The organism is Pseudocitrobacter sp. RIT415, from assembly GCF_003057695.2.
Lineage (GTDB): Bacteria > Pseudomonadota > Gammaproteobacteria > Enterobacterales > Enterobacteriaceae > Pseudocitrobacter > Pseudocitrobacter faecalis.
Genome location: NZ_QBJC02000003.1, coordinates 264,766 through 278,623, shown reverse-complemented (window position 1 = coordinate 278,623; position 13,858 = coordinate 264,766). Strand labels below are relative to the sequence as shown.

Sequence of the window (13,858 nt, the reverse complement as noted above, 5' to 3'; positions counted from 1 at the left end):
GCTGTGCTGGATCAATTTATGCGCCGAATTGACGGAAGGGTTCAATATTGTGTCGTGATGTTCGCAGGTAATAAAACGGAGCCTGTTGCAGGCTCCGCCTTAGCTGTTTACCGCTCAATCACCACCAGCGGTTCGATATCGCTCTCTTTCTTAATCACCAGCGACGTATCGCCACGCAAGCAGGTTCCGCCGTAGTTACCGCCGACGGTAAAGGTACAAACCTGGATGTATTTCCCGGCGACGTTCGGTAAACACCACAGTTGCTGGTAGATATTTTTGCGGTCGATAAACTTACCGCTGGTTTGGTCAAGAAGCTGATCGTGTCCGCTCACCAGGTCAATATTGCTGCCGCAGCGCCCGGAGATCGGTTTCACCGCATAGCCGGTTTTCGCCAACGCATCGGTCACTTCAAAATCGGTGTCGAGAAGATAAGGATGATTCGGGAACAGCGACCACAGCACCGGCAGAATCGCTTTGTTACCAGGAATCACTGTCCACAGTGGTTCGAAGACCATCACTTCCGGGCGCAGCAGCACGTCAATCAAACGCACTTCCCCCGCCGGGCTCCCGGTGCGGATCGGCACGGCGGCATACTCGGCATCGCTGACTTCGCGCACCTGTTCAATGGCAGTTTCCCACGCCCAGGTTTTCCATACGCAGTTTACCAGTCGCCCTTCATCATCCACCAGCTGACCCGCGGCATCCCAGTGCACCTCTTCCAGGCCGTGGAGAATTTTACACTCGAACCCGGCCTGAGTGATGGCGCGCTGCATAAACTGCGCGTGGTAATCCTCTTCCAGATCTTTATCCTGCATGATGTGAACAAACGGACGCGCCGAGCTGTGTTTCCACGCACCAATCAGTTCGCTGAGCAGTTCATCTGAAGGGTTATGGCCTTTGCCCTCAAAGCCGGTTTTCAGCCACTGTTCGAGGATCAATCCACCTTCCGTATGACAGGATGCGGAATCGGCGTTGTATTCGTACACCTTCAGACCGCGTTCATCCATGCAGAAATCCATACGCCCGGTGATCATGTCGTGGCGACGGCGCTGCCAGGAGAGACGCAGACGCGGCCAGAGGATTTTCGGGATATCAAACAGCGCCAGCAGGTTATCGTCACGCATCACTTTATCGGTGGCGTGCAGATACATCAGGTGCATTTCGTTGGTGGCTTTAATCAGCTCCTGTTCAGCGCTTTCCGTCATGGTGAAGTACTGATACGGGTCCTGGTTAATCACATGACCGTTGGCAGCGACGTACGCTTTCTGCAACGAATCCTGTTCGTTAAGCCATTTGCCCTCGAACTGACCGCGATTTTCCAGCCGCGCGCCTTGCAGATTCAGCGCTTTGCTGGCAATTGTCGGTTGCGGCAGACTGTGTTCGGTATCGGCGGTCTGGATCATCCAGCCAAGAATGGTGGTGTCGTCAAACGTATCGTGAAGGATGTAATGGCCGTCTTTCACTTCCAGCGTCAGTTCGCGCGTCCACTGCTGGCCCGCAGGCAGCGGCGAATGGATAACGTTCTGTTCTGCAATACGGACTTTGTTGCCAACCAGTTGGGTGATAACCGCGACGTGGCCGGTTTCATGGAATTCGCCGCCCTTCTGCCAGATGAGCAGCGAGCCCGCTTTCGGTGCACGGCGGGAACCGTTGGCAAACGCCTGCAACGGCAGAATGTCGTCATTCACCACCTGACGCAAAAAGCGCAGTGAGAAGATTTCATAGGCCATGCCGACATCGGTGAAAACGAAACCGTAGGTAAGGAACAGGAAGCGGCGCGCGAATTCGACGCACTGCCACTTGTAGCCCATGTACTCGTTATCGATATAGCTACGGAACGAGACATCATCCGCCCGCTCTTCGGGCTTCAGGCTGCTGTAATTTGAAGAATAGATGGCAACGCCACCCGGTGCATATCCCAACAACGTGCCAAACGGCGCGTCACTACTCGTACAACTCATGTGTCTTCCTCAGAGCATGCAGGCGGCGAGTAATAGCGGGTGAGGTCGTCCCTGCACGTTGTTATTTATCCAACAGGTGTCGGTTAATCATACACCTGTTGTGCACGCTGTCACACTGTGCGGTCTGATGCCCTCACCCTCTCCCTCAGGGAGAGGGCCGGGGTGAGGGTGATCATTTCCGCCATCAACTGCTACACTGCCTCAACACATCATCAAAAAGGCAGGCCAACATGTCAGACAATACCTATCAGCCTCCCAAAGTCTGGGAGTGGAAACAGAATAACGGCGGCGCGTTCGCCAATATCAATCGCCCGGTTTCCGGTGCGACGCATGAGAAGGAACTGCCGGTTGGGCATCACCCGCTTCAGCTCTATTCGCTGGGTACGCCGAACGGGCAGAAAGTCACCATCATGCTCGAAGAGTTGTTAGCTCTGGGCGTGACGGGCGCGGAGTATGACGCGTGGCTTATCCGCATTGGTGAGGGCGATCAGTTCTCCAGCGGCTTTGTTGACGTGAACCCGAACTCGAAAATCCCGGCGCTACGCGACCACTCCACCACACCGCCAACCCGCGTGTTCGAGTCCGGCAATATCCTGCTGTACCTGGCGGAAAAATTTGGCCATTTCCTGCCCAAAGATCCGGCGGGCCGTGTGGAAACGTTGAACTGGCTGTTCTGGCTGCAAGGCTCTGCACCGTTCCTCGGCGGTGGCTTTGGTCATTTCTATAACTACGCACCGGTGAAAATTGAGTACGCGATCGACCGTTTCACCATGGAAGCGAAACGTCTGCTGGATGTGCTGGATAAACAGCTGGCGCGCGGACGCTATGTGGCAGGCGAAGAGTACACCATTGCCGACATGGCAGTGTGGCCGTGGTTCGGCAACGTGGCGCTGGGTACCGTGTACGGTGCGGATGAGTTCCTTGATGCGAAGAGCTACAAAAACGTGCAGCGCTGGGCGAAGGATATCGCCAGCCGCCCGGCGGTACAGCGTGGACGCATTGTTAATCGCACCAACGGCCCGTTGAATGAGCAACTGCATGAACGTCATGCCGCCAGCGATTTCGACACCCAAACGGAAGATAAACGTCAGGGTTAAACGGCGGAAACCGGGTGCATTCCACCCGGTTTATCTCCCTTCCAGCCGGTAGCCCGCCATAAAGTAGCGCACCGTGGTGCTGGATTCGTGTTCTTTAAAGAAATCCATCACCATCTCTTTATCCAGGCCATAACGTCGCGTCAGAACGCCCGCTTCCCAGGCGCTAAGCTGACGGTCGCCCGTCTTCTCAAACATGCGATGGGAAAACCCCAGCACAAACCCGCGTTTATAGTCAGAACAAAAGCCCAGAACCTTCTGCGCACTGTCGGCGTAAGGTGCTTTCAGCCCGGCCATCAGGCCTTTACCAAAATGGTTATCCATCGCTCAACCCTCAATCGTTATATATAAAATTATATAGCGCATTTTTGAGCGATATCCAGTGCTATTTGCAGCCTATACTTTTAGTGCAGATATTTCTCAAACCACGCCAGCGTTCGTTGCCAGGCGAGCTCCGCTGCGGCCTTGTCGTAGCGCGGGGTCGAGTCGTTGTGGAAGCCATGATTCACGCCCGGATAAACATAGGCTTCGTACACTTTTTTATGCGCTTTTAACGCCTCTTCCATTGCCGGCCAGCCTTCATTAATACGCGTATCCAGCGCCGCATAATGCAGCAATAAAGGGGCATTGATTTTTTCGACATCCGCGATCGGGGCCTGACGTCCGTAGAACGGCACCGCGCAAGACAGCTCAGGATAAGCCACCGCCGCCGCATTCGACACGCCGCCGCCGTAGCAAAAACCGGTGATCCCGACTTTGCCCGTCGCCTGCGGATGCGTCTGCATAAACTCAATTGCGGCGAAGAAATCATTCATCAGTTTGGTGGGATCAACTTTTTGCTGTAACTCGCGCCCTTCATCATCGTTACCGGGATAACCGCCGACGGAAGAGAGGCCATCCGGCGCAAGGGCGATATAGCCCGCTTTCGCGACGCGTCGGGCAACATCCTCTATATACGGGTTAAGGCCGCGATTTTCATGCACCACCACCACGGCGGGCACCTTTCCGGCGGCTTTCGTCGGCGTGACCAGGTAACCACGCACCTCGCCGTGACCGTTGGGCGACGGGTAGCGAATATATTCCGGTTTGATATCCGGGTCGGTGAACTCGACCTGTTCCGCCAGCGCGTAGTTGGGCTTGAGCAGATTAAACAACGCAAGCGCAGTCATGCCGCCGACGGCGTACCGCCCCGCCAGTTGCAGAAACTCGCGTTTTGTAATTTTACCGTGCGCGTAATAGTCGTAGTAATCGAGCAACTCTTGCGGAAAGTCTTTGGCGGTCAGTCGGGTCATCGAGGGATCTCCATTAACAGGCATTAACTAAGAAAAGCACAAGACAGATTTATTGCCCATAAATCATCAGCATTGTGATCCCGCCGACGGGTTGGATGTGACAAAAACGTTAATCTGGAAACAGCGTTTCAGAAATCAGACAATCAAGGAGACATTATGACCTGGTCCGCCAATCCTGCCCGTTACGAGCAGATGCAATATCGCTATTGCGGCAACAGCGGCCTGCAACTGCCCGCGCTGTCACTCGGGTTATGGCACAGTTTCGGTCATATCCAGTCGCTCGACAGCCAGCGCGCGCTACTGCGTAAAGCGTTCGACTGCGGCATTACTCACCTCGACCTCGCCAATAACTACGGGCCGCCTCCAGGCAGTGCGGAAGAGAACTTTGGATGCCTGCTGCGGCAAGATTTCGCCGCGTATCGCGATGAACTGATCATCTCAACCAAAGCCGGATACGACATGTGGCCGGGGCCATACGGAAAAGGCGGTTCGCGCAAATACCTGCTCGCCAGCCTCGATCAGAGCCTGAAGCGGATGGGGCTGGATTACGTCGATATCTTCTACTCGCACCGCGTGGATGAAAACACACCGATGGCAGAAACCGCTGCCGCGCTGGCGCAGGCGGTGCAGAGTGGAAAAGCGCTGTATGTGGGGATCTCATCCTATTCACCCGAGCGCACGCAAAAAATGGCGGAACTGCTGCGCGAGTGGAAAATTCCGCTACTTATTCACCAACCTTCCTACAACTTGCTCAATCGCTGGGTCGATAAGAGCGGTCTGTTGAATACGCTGGAAGAGAACGGCGTTGGCTGCATCGCCTTTACCCCGCTGGCACAGGGGCTGCTGACCGGTAAATACCTCAATGGAATTCCGGACGGCTCACGCATGCAGACCGAAGGGAAAAAAGCACGCGGTCTGACTGAAAACATGTTGAGCGAAAGCAACCTCAACAGCCTGCGTTTGTTAAACGAGATGGCGCAAAGCCGCGGCCAAAGCATGGCGCAAATGGCCCTGAGCTGGCTGCTGAAAGATAATCGTGTAACGTCTGTATTGATTGGCGCGAGTCGACCGGAACAGATTGAAGAGAATGTTCAGGCACTGAATAACCTGAACTTTACCGCAGAAGAGCTGGCGCAGATTGATCAGCATGTTGCCGATGGGCAACTGAATTTGTGGCAGGCGTCGTCAGATAAATAGCCCCCCCCTTGCCCGGTGGCGCATCGCTACCGGGCACGAGTCGCGTTTTAATGCTTCTGGCCGCGCGTTAAGCGATCCAGATACCCCATCACAAACGCCGAGAGCACAAATGTCAGGTGGATAATCACATACCACATCAGCTTGTTATCCGGCACATTCTTGGCATCCATAAACACCCGCAGCAGATGAATAGAGGAAATAGCGACGATCGACGCCGCGACCTTATTCTTCAGCGATGTGGCGTCCATTTTCCCCAGCCAGTTCAGCTTCTCTTTGTGGGTGCTGATATCCAGCTGTGAGACAAAGTTTTCGTAACCGGAAAACATCACCATCACCAGCAGACCACCCACCAGCGTCATATCGACCAGTGATAACAACGTCAGGATAAGATCGGCTTCTGCCAGCTCAAAGATGTTAGGCAGTACGTGAAAAATCTCCTGAAAAAACTTAATCATCAACGCCAACAGCGCCAATGAAAGGCCAAAATAGACCGGGGCTAAAATCCAGCGCGACGCATACATCGCATTCTCAAAAAAACGTTCCATAGTGTCCTGCCGATAAACTCAATTCGGCTTAGTATATCGCAACCATGCAACATCATTTCAACAATTCGCATCAGCAATTTAGGGTTATTTACACCAACCTGAACACCGAAATTGCCTGTTGCAGCTCGCCGGTATAGCGCTGCTGTTGCTGCGCCATTTGCATGGTCTGCGCCACATGCTGAACATTTTCCTGCACGCTGGCGTCGATGCTGGCGATGCTGCCCTTCATCTGTATGACGCTGGCTCGCTGCTGCTCGCTCATCGAAGAGAGAATTTCGAGGGAGTCCTGCAAGCCTTCAATGTGCCTAATGATCGCCTGCATGGTATTTCCTGCCAGTTCGACCTGTTCAGCGCCCTGATGCGTACTTTTCACCGAAGCGGCGGTGAGCTGGCGAATCTCTTTTGCAGCCTCTTCACAACGCAGTGCCAGCGAACGCACCTCAGAGGCGACTACCGCAAACCCTCTGCCATGCTCGCCCGCACGCGCGGCTTCAACGGAGGCGTTCAGCGACAGAATATGGGTTTGAAAGGCGATGCCGTCGATTAACTCCAGAATACTATTAATCTGCTGCGATTCATCACGAATATGCATCATTGAGGCCGTCGCCGCGCGGATGTTCTCCCCGCCCTGCCTTGCGACATCGCACGCCTGTAAAACACGCTTGCGCGCCTCGCCGGCTTGTTCACTGGTCTGTGACGCAGCGCTAGCCAGTTGTTCCATTGCGCTGGCGGCGATAGCGAGAGAAGTGGCCTGGCTGTCGGTGCGTTCTGAAAGCGCGGTATTGCGCTGCAAAATCGTGTGCGACGCGTCCAGCAACTGCCCCACATTGCCGCTCACCTGCTCAAGGGTAGTGCGCATCGCACCCAGTGTACGGCTGAACGTACGGGCAAACGGCGAATGGCTGACGTGGGTTTCTCGCGAAAGGGTCAGGCTTCCGGGTTCACGATTAATCACCGCCGCCAGTTTCGCCACCTCGCTGGCAGATATCGCATCCTGTTCCATACGCACCGCCAGTACGACCAGGAACAGCGTTTGCGCTACCACAAATACACCATGCATCACCACCATATGCAGGCCGGTATGCATAAAAATGACGATGTGATAAAGGTGATATTCCTGCAAATAATTAAAGACTAAATGATGTACCGCGATAATTGCGGCCCCCATCACTAATGGACGCCAGTCACGCCAGGCCAGCAACGCCGATAAAAGCACAAAGACAGAGAAGTGATATTCCGTTTCTCCCTCACCAAGCTGAATAAGCAGTGCGGAAAAGGCCATCAGGATAAACGCAAAAATCAGCCGTGAAATTAATCGACCGCGAAAAAATGCGGTGACAAGTGTAGCCAGAAGCGCTAATGGCGTCGCGAAAAAGAGTGCTACCAGCGCGTTGTCAGCCATCCATCCCACAGACAGGGTGATCCCCCAAAGTAACCATACCAGCGCCAACATCTGGCCGTCGGCCCGCTGGCGAATAGACGAGACAGAGATGCTTTCACGCAGCAATCCGCGAGTATCTGAATTGTTTGATTTATCCATATTGCCCCGCACTGTACAGGTAATGTTATTAGTATTTTTAACGCCATTAATAAGCGTAGAGAGTTTGTAAATCATTACCAGTGGAGGGGGAGAATATATTCTTCGTGGTGTTTTTAATAACTATATAAAAAGAATTAAATTTAATTTAAAGCAGCGAAGGATAATTATATTGGGAGAAGTATTTATTAGGGGAGAGGACTTAGGGGAAATGTGCGGTGTTTACCCCCTCACCCTGCCCTCTCCCTCAAGGGAGAGGGCACCGACAGAGCCAGGGTTTAAGTGAGTGCGGTTTTCACCCTCTCCCTGAGGGAGAGGGTCGGGGTGAGGGGTTTATTTCGCCCCTGCGTGCTCTTCCCCTACCAGACCAATCTTCAGATAACCCGCCTGATGCAGGGTGTCCATCACCTTCATCATCGTTTCATAGTCGACGGTTTTATCGGCACGGAAGAAGATTGTGGTGTCTTTCTTCCCTTCCGTCAGCGTGTTCAACGCATTCACCATGTTCTCATCGGTAATGGGGTCATTACCCAGGAACATCGACTTATCCGCTTTCACCGACAGATAGATCGGTTTTTCCGGGCGCGGCTGCGGTTGGCTGGAGGACGCGGGCAGATTGACCTTTACATCCACCGTCGCCAGCGGCGCGGCAACCATAAAGATGATCAGCAGAACCAACATAACGTCGATAAACGGCGTCACGTTGATTTCATGCATTTCGCCGTTATCGTCCAGATTTTCATTAAGACGCATTGCCATGGGGCATCAACCTACTCGTAATTTCTGTGCGGAACGTACCGGCTGGGTCACGCCGCTGGCGTTAAGATCCAGGTCACGGCTTTGCAGCAGCAGAACCTGCGCAGCAACATCGCTGAGGTTTGCTTTATAGCTGCCAATCAAACGGGCGAAGACGTTATAGATAACCACCGCCGGAATCGCGGCAAACAGACCAATTGCGGTCGCCAGCAGCGCTTCTGCGATACCCGGCGCAACAACAGCCAGGTTGGTGGTTTGTGTCTGCGCAATCCCGATGAAGCTGTTCATGATACCCCAAACGGTACCAAACAGACCGACAAACGGGGAAATGGCGCCGATAGTCGCGAGGTAACCGGTGCCGCGGCTCATATTACGGCTCACGAAGGCAACGCGACGTTCCAGGCGGAAGCCGGTACGCTCTTTAATCCCTTCATTGTCTTCAGAGCCCGCAGAAAGCTCACGCTCGTCCTGCGCTTCATGAATCAGTTGCGTGCTAAGGCTTTTCGCGTGGAAGGCGGCGGCGATTTCGTGCGCCTGATCGATAGAGCGGGCTTCCGCTAACAGCTGCTGCTCGCGTTTGAGGCGACGCTTCTGGGAGAACAACTCTGCGCTCTTACTAAAGAAGATGGCCCAGGTGACTACGGATGCCAGAATCAGGCCAATCATAACCACTTTAACAACGATGTCGGCATGATGATACATACCCCAAACGGAGAGATCCGCCTGCATCAAATTATTACCCACTCTGTATCTCCAGGACATAAATCACAAAATCTGAGCACAATAATATCAAAACGACGTCGAATTGATAGTAGTTCTCATTAGTATTTACATAGTGACTCAAATCATACTTATTTTCCTTGCGCTTACGCAGTAAAAAAGTCACCACCGCGCTTTTTGAGAAATTTTCTGCTTTATATCGTGCAAGCGGGTACATCTTGCAACAATCGTGATAATTTAGACGTCCAGACGTATAAAAATAGGCAGGAGAGAGATGGCAGATAAGCACCTGGATACCGCGCTGGTCAACGCCGGGCGGAGTAAAAAGTACACGCAGGGTTCGGTAAACAGCGTCATTCAGCGCGCCTCTTCGCTGGTGTTCGACACCGTAGAGGCGAAGAAACATGCCACCCGCAATCGCGCGAAAGGCGAACTCTTCTACGGGCGTCGCGGCACGCTCACCCATTTCTCATTACAGGAAGCGATGTGCGAGCTGGAAGGCGGCGCGGGCTGCGCCCTCTTCCCGTGCGGTGCAGCGGCGGTCGCTAATACGATTCTGGCCTTCGTTGAGCAGGGCGATCATGTGCTGATGACCAATACCGCCTATGAGCCGAGCCAGGATTTCTGTACCAAAATCCTCGGTAAACTGGGTGTCACCACGAGTTGGTTTGACCCGATGATTGGCAGCGAAATCGCACATCTGATTCAACCCAATACCAAAGTGGTGTTCCTGGAATCTCCAGGCTCAATCACCATGGAAGTTCATGATGTTCCGGCGATTGTCGCCGCCGTGCGCAGCGTTGCGCCGGAGGCGATCATCATGATCGACAACACCTGGGCGGCAGGCGTACTGTTTAAAGCGCTCGATTTCGGTATCGATATCTCAATTCAGGCAGGCACGAAATACCTGATTGGCCACTCTGATGCGATGGTCGGTACTGCTGTATCTAACGAACGCTGCTGGGCGCAACTGCGCGAAAATGCGTATCTGATGGGCCAAATGGTGGATGCAGATACCGCCTACATGACCAGCCGTGGCCTGCGCACGCTCGGCGTTCGCCTGCGTCAGCATCATGAAAGCAGCCTGAAGATTGCCGAATGGCTGGAACAACATCCGCAGGTTGCTCGCGTGAATCATCCGGCGCTGCCTGGCAGTAAAGGTCACGAATACTGGAAACGAGATTTTACAGGCAGTAGCGGCTTGTTCTCCTTCGTGCTTAAAAAGCGTTTAACGGATGCCGAACTTTCTGCTTACCTCGACAACTTCTCCCTGTTCAGCATGGCCTATTCCTGGGGCGGTTTTGAGTCGCTGATCCTGCCGAACCAGCCAGAACAACTGGCGGAGATTCGCCCCGGTGGCACTGTCGACTTCACGGGCACCCTGATTCGCTTACATATTGGTTTAGAAAACATTGACGATCTGAGCGCGGATTTAGCAGCAGGCTTCGCACGTATTGTGTAAAATAGCCTCAGGCCCGGTGGTATATCGCCCCGGGCTGTCTGGTTAGCAATGTCCCTGAAGATACGCGTCGCGCAATGCCTCGCGCGTTTTCAAGATTTTGAGAACAGTCTATCAACCGAATGGCCAGAATATTCCGGCGTAAACGCATACGGCTCAGGTTGTTCTTATTCCTGAACAGCTGTGCATCTGTTGTTGCGCGAGGGATCAAAGAGTTTCAGGCAATTCGGGAGTACAATAAGCGAAAATGCTGTTCCACAGGAAAGTCCATGGTCGTCATTCAAGATATTGTCGCCGCGCTCTGGCAACATGACTTTGCCGCACTGGCGAATCCTCACGTTGTGGGGGTGGTTTATCTGGTTATGTTTGCCACGCTGTTTTTAGAAAACGGTCTGCTTCCGGCGTCCTTCCTGCCGGGCGATAGCCTGTTGCTGCTCGCGGGCGCGCTCATCGCCAAAGGGGTGATGGGATTTGTACCGACGGTGATCATTTTGACGACTGCCGCCAGCCTCGGCTGCTGGCTGAGCTATATTCAGGGGCGCTGGTTGGGCAACACCCGCACAGTGAAAGGTTGGCTCGCGCAATTACCGGAAAAATATCATCAACGTGCGACCTGCATGTTCGATCGTCACGGCCTGCTGGCGCTGCTCGCCGGGCGTTTTCTGGCGTTCGTGCGTACGCTGCTGCCAACCATGGCGGGCATTTCCGGGCTCTCTAATCGTCGCTTCCAGTTCTTTAACTGGCTGAGCGCGCTGCTGTGGGTGGGCGTCGTCACCAGCCTCGGCTATGCCATCAGCATGATTCCGTTTGTAAAACGTCATGAAGATCAGGTGATGACCTTCCTGATGATCCTGCCTATTTTCCTGCTGGTTGCCGGGCTGCTCGGTACGCTGGTGGTGGTGATTAAGAAGAAGTATTGCAGCGCCTGAGGGCGCTGCTCTTTAGGGCCGGATGCGCTTTGAAGCCGGATGCGCTGCGCTTATCCGGCCTACAAAAGCCTCTTGCCTAAACGATTTGAATCGCGCGTAAACGCGCCGCATCTTCTCCCGGTGTAATGCCGAAATAGCGTTTAAATTCGCGGCTAAACTGAGATGCGCTTTCATATCCCACCTGCATTGCCGCTGCGCTTGCCTTCAAACCATCATGTACCATCATCATGCGCGCCTTGTGCAGGCGATACGTTTTCAGGTACTGCAACGGTGACGTGCTGGTCACCGATTTAAAGTTATGATGAAACGCCGACAAGCTCATATTGGCCTCGGCGGCCAGTTGGTCGACGCTCAGATTTTCGGTGTACTGACTTTCGATGCGCTTCAACACGCGACTGATCTGGCTGAAATGCGTCTGGCGGCTGACCAATGCCAGCAGCGCCCCACCGCGCGGCCCGGTAAGCACATAGAACAGCATTTCGCGGATAATCTGTTTGCCGAGGATGCGCGCCTCCAGCGGACGTTCCATCACATCCAGCAGGCGCTCTGCCGCACAAAGGATCTCATCAGAGAGCGTCGCCGAGTTAATGCCGCTCGCCGCCATTGCAGGCTGGAAGCGTTCATCTTCCCCGATATCCATCAACAGCTCCTGAAGCTGCATAATATCGACGTTCAGACGTAACCCGGCCAGCGGCGCGGTCTCGGTGGCGAAGGTTTCACACTCAAACGGCAGCGGCACCGTCAGCAGTAAATATTCATTGGCGTCGTAGCGGAAGGTACGTTCATTGATATAGCCAATCTTATAGCCAGAAAAGAGAAATATAATCCCAGGACGGTACATAACGGGTGTGCGTGCGGCAGGCTGAGTACCATAGATAAGCTGGATATCTGGCACCAAAGCACTAAGACTTTGTTCATTACTTTTCAATAATTTAATCTTATCCGTTAACAACGCACAAATCTCTTCCCGGTTCATTTCCCCACTCTCCCGCCAGATGAATACAGGCTTTCATTGTTGACCTTTTCGCTACTTTTCTCCAGCCCTGTGGAGAAATGGGCAAGACAATGGCAGAAATGTGCATTGAGAGGATCGACCCTGAAGACCACAATAGTCGTCATCCGGTAGCCACGGTTGCTACCCACTTTTTCCATCCTCCGATGAAGGAAACGAGCCATGTTTAATTTTGATCTCCATACTCCAACCCGCATTCTTTTCGGTAAAGGCGTTATTGAAAACCTGCGTGCGCAAATTCCGGAAGACGCTCGCGTGCTGGTGACCTACGGTGGCGGCAGTGTGAAAAAAACCGGCGTACTGGATCAGGTGTTATCCGCTCTGGAAGGTCTTGACGTTCGCGAGTTTGGCGGTATTGAACCGAACCCGTCTTATGAAACGCTGATGAACGCGGTGAAAATTGCCCGCGACGAAAAAATCACGTTCCTGCTCGCCGTTGGCGGCGGTTCCGTTCTGGACGGCACCAAATTTATCGCGGCGGCAGCGCATTACGATGCGTCTATCGACCCGTGGGAAATTCTGGAAACTTACGGCAGCAAAGTGAACAGCGCGATTCCGATGGGTTCCGTCCTTACCCTTCCGGCAACCGGTTCTGAATCCAATAAAGGTGCGGTTATTTCTCGTAAAACCACCGGCGACAAACGCGCCTTTATGTCGCCGCACGTGCAGCCGGTCTTCGCGATTCTGGATCCGGTTTACACCTACACGCTGCCACCGCGTCAGGTAGCCAACGGCGTGGTTGATGCTTTCGTACACACGGTTGAACAGTACGTCACCTATCCGGTAAACGGCAAAATTCAGGATCGCTTCGCGGAAGGCATTCTGTTAACGCTGGTTGAAGATGGCCCGAAAGCGCTGAAAGAACCTGAAAACTACGATATTCGCGCCAATATTATGTGGGCGGCAACTCAGGCGTTAAATGGCCTGATCGGCGCAGGCGTGCCGCAGGACTGGGCGACCCACATGCTGGGCCACGAACTGACCGCCATGCACGGCCTTGACCACGCACAGACGCTGGCCATCGTCCTGCCTGCCCTGTGGAATGAAAAACGTGACACCAAACGCGCCAAACTGCTGCAATACGCGGAACGCGTCTGGAACATCACCGAAGGTTCCGATGATGCGCGTATCGACGCTGCCATCGCCGCCACCCGCAATTTCTTCGAGCAAATGGGCGTTCCGACTCATTTGTCCGATTACGGGCTGGACGGGAGCTCCATCCCGGCGCTGCTGAAAAAACTCGAAGAGCATGGCATGACAAAACTGGGTGAAAATCAGGATATTACCCTAGAAGTAAGCCGTCGCATTTACGAAGCGGCACGTTAATCCCCACTCAAAGCCAGACCTAAGTCTTTA

At 53.7% G+C, this 13,858-nt stretch carries 13 protein-coding genes; 5 read left to right on the top strand and 8 right to left on the bottom strand.

Features of this window, described 5'->3' with window-relative positions; translation table 11 throughout:
* Nucleotides 1-107 precede the first annotated feature (107 nt).
* Nucleotides 108-1,961, bottom strand: a complete 1,854-nt coding sequence (gss, locus tag DBY68_RS05450) for a bifunctional glutathionylspermidine amidase/synthase (RefSeq protein WP_108475127.1) — start codon at nucleotides 1,959-1,961, stop codon at nucleotides 108-110.
* Nucleotides 1,962-2,191: 230 nt separating this feature from the next.
* On the opposite strand from gss, the gene yghU reads away from it, so the two are divergent.
* A complete protein-coding gene (gene yghU / locus DBY68_RS05445) occupies nucleotides 2,192-3,058 on the top strand; it encodes a glutathione-dependent disulfide-bond oxidoreductase (RefSeq protein ID WP_108475126.1) in 867 nt (288 codons plus the stop codon).
* Nucleotides 3,059-3,088: 30 nt separating this feature from the next.
* On the opposite strand, the gene DBY68_RS05440 is transcribed toward yghU, so the two are convergent.
* Entirely contained in the window at nucleotides 3,089-3,379 is a 291-nt protein-coding gene (locus DBY68_RS05440; protein ID WP_015963010.1) for a DUF2623 family protein, read from the bottom strand.
* An 80-nt stretch (nucleotides 3,380-3,459) separates the two neighbouring features.
* Nucleotides 3,460-4,347, bottom strand: a complete 888-nt coding sequence (gene yghX, locus DBY68_RS05435) for a YghX family hydrolase (RefSeq protein ID WP_146745434.1) — start codon at nucleotides 4,345-4,347, stop codon at nucleotides 3,460-3,462.
* Nucleotides 4,348-4,503: 156 nt separating this feature from the next.
* On the opposite strand from yghX, the gene DBY68_RS05430 reads away from it, so the two are divergent.
* Nucleotides 4,504-5,544, top strand: a complete 1,041-nt coding sequence (locus DBY68_RS05430; protein WP_108475124.1) for an aldo/keto reductase — start codon at nucleotides 4,504-4,506, stop codon at nucleotides 5,542-5,544.
* Between the two features lie 47 nt (nucleotides 5,545-5,591).
* Here DBY68_RS05430 and DBY68_RS05425 read toward each other — a convergent pair whose 3' ends face one another.
* From DBY68_RS05425 to exbB, 4 genes are all read right to left on the bottom strand, one after another.
* Nucleotides 5,592-6,089: a TIGR00645 family protein gene (locus DBY68_RS05425; protein WP_015963007.1), complete on the bottom strand. Its 498-nt coding sequence runs from the start codon at nucleotides 6,087-6,089 to the stop codon at nucleotides 5,592-5,594.
* An 88-nt stretch (nucleotides 6,090-6,177) separates the two neighbouring features.
* On the bottom strand, nucleotides 6,178-7,629 hold the full coding sequence (locus DBY68_RS05420; RefSeq protein ID WP_108475149.1) for a methyl-accepting chemotaxis protein: 1,452 nt from the start codon (nucleotides 7,627-7,629) through the stop codon (nucleotides 6,178-6,180).
* A gap of 330 nt (nucleotides 7,630-7,959) precedes the next feature.
* Nucleotides 7,960-8,385: a TonB system transport protein ExbD gene (gene exbD, locus DBY68_RS05415; RefSeq protein WP_108475123.1), complete on the bottom strand. Its 426-nt coding sequence runs from the start codon at nucleotides 8,383-8,385 to the stop codon at nucleotides 7,960-7,962.
* 6 nt (nucleotides 8,386-8,391) lie between these two features.
* A complete protein-coding gene (exbB, locus tag DBY68_RS05410) occupies nucleotides 8,392-9,126 on the bottom strand; it encodes a tol-pal system-associated acyl-CoA thioesterase (RefSeq protein ID WP_108475122.1) in 735 nt (244 codons plus the stop codon).
* A 250-nt stretch (nucleotides 9,127-9,376) separates the two neighbouring features.
* On the opposite strand from exbB, the gene metC reads away from it, so the two are divergent.
* On the top strand, nucleotides 9,377-10,564 hold the full coding sequence (gene metC / locus DBY68_RS05400) for a cystathionine beta-lyase (protein WP_108475121.1): 1,188 nt from the start codon (nucleotides 9,377-9,379) through the stop codon (nucleotides 10,562-10,564).
* A gap of 266 nt (nucleotides 10,565-10,830) precedes the next feature.
* Nucleotides 10,831-11,490: a DedA family general envelope maintenance protein YghB gene (gene yghB / locus DBY68_RS05395; protein ID WP_108475120.1), complete on the top strand. Its 660-nt coding sequence runs from the start codon at nucleotides 10,831-10,833 to the stop codon at nucleotides 11,488-11,490.
* A gap of 76 nt (nucleotides 11,491-11,566) precedes the next feature.
* Here yghB and DBY68_RS05390 read toward each other — a convergent pair whose 3' ends face one another.
* On the bottom strand, nucleotides 11,567-12,466 hold the full coding sequence (locus tag DBY68_RS05390; RefSeq protein ID WP_108475119.1) for an AraC family transcriptional regulator: 900 nt from the start codon (nucleotides 12,464-12,466) through the stop codon (nucleotides 11,567-11,569).
* A gap of 198 nt (nucleotides 12,467-12,664) precedes the next feature.
* Here DBY68_RS05390 and yqhD point away from each other — a divergent pair, with 198 nt between their 5' ends.
* Nucleotides 12,665-13,828, top strand: coding sequence for an alcohol dehydrogenase (gene yqhD / locus DBY68_RS05380; protein ID WP_108475117.1), 1,164 nt, complete (start codon nucleotides 12,665-12,667; stop codon nucleotides 13,826-13,828).
* The last annotated feature ends 30 nt before the right edge of the window (nucleotides 13,829-13,858 follow it).

Excerpts from the sequence above, each read along its gene's own strand:
- gss (WP_108475127.1), bottom strand. The coding sequence starts at position 1,961 with ATGAGTTGTACGAGTAGTGACGCGCCGTTTGGCACGTTGTTGGGATAT.
- yghU (WP_108475126.1), top strand. The coding sequence starts at position 2,192 with ATGTCAGACAATACCTATCAGCCTCCCAAAGTCTGGGAGTGGAAACAG.
- DBY68_RS05440 (WP_015963010.1), bottom strand. The coding sequence starts at position 3,379 with ATGGATAACCATTTTGGTAAAGGCCTGATGGCCGGGCTGAAAGCACCT.
- yghX (WP_146745434.1), bottom strand. The coding sequence starts at position 4,347 with ATGACCCGACTGACCGCCAAAGACTTTCCGCAAGAGTTGCTCGATTAC.
- DBY68_RS05430 (WP_108475124.1), top strand. The coding sequence starts at position 4,504 with ATGACCTGGTCCGCCAATCCTGCCCGTTACGAGCAGATGCAATATCGC.
- DBY68_RS05425 (WP_015963007.1), bottom strand. The coding sequence starts at position 6,089 with ATGGAACGTTTTTTTGAGAATGCGATGTATGCGTCGCGCTGGATTTTA.
- DBY68_RS05420 (WP_108475149.1), bottom strand. The coding sequence starts at position 7,629 with ATGGATAAATCAAACAATTCAGATACTCGCGGATTGCTGCGTGAAAGC.
- exbD (WP_108475123.1), bottom strand. The coding sequence starts at position 8,385 with ATGGCAATGCGTCTTAATGAAAATCTGGACGATAACGGCGAAATGCAT.
- metC (WP_108475121.1), top strand. The coding sequence starts at position 9,377 with ATGGCAGATAAGCACCTGGATACCGCGCTGGTCAACGCCGGGCGGAGT.
- yghB (WP_108475120.1), top strand. The coding sequence starts at position 10,831 with ATGGTCGTCATTCAAGATATTGTCGCCGCGCTCTGGCAACATGACTTT.
- DBY68_RS05390 (WP_108475119.1), bottom strand. The coding sequence starts at position 12,466 with ATGAACCGGGAAGAGATTTGTGCGTTGTTAACGGATAAGATTAAATTA.
- yqhD (WP_108475117.1), top strand. The coding sequence starts at position 12,665 with ATGTTTAATTTTGATCTCCATACTCCAACCCGCATTCTTTTCGGTAAA.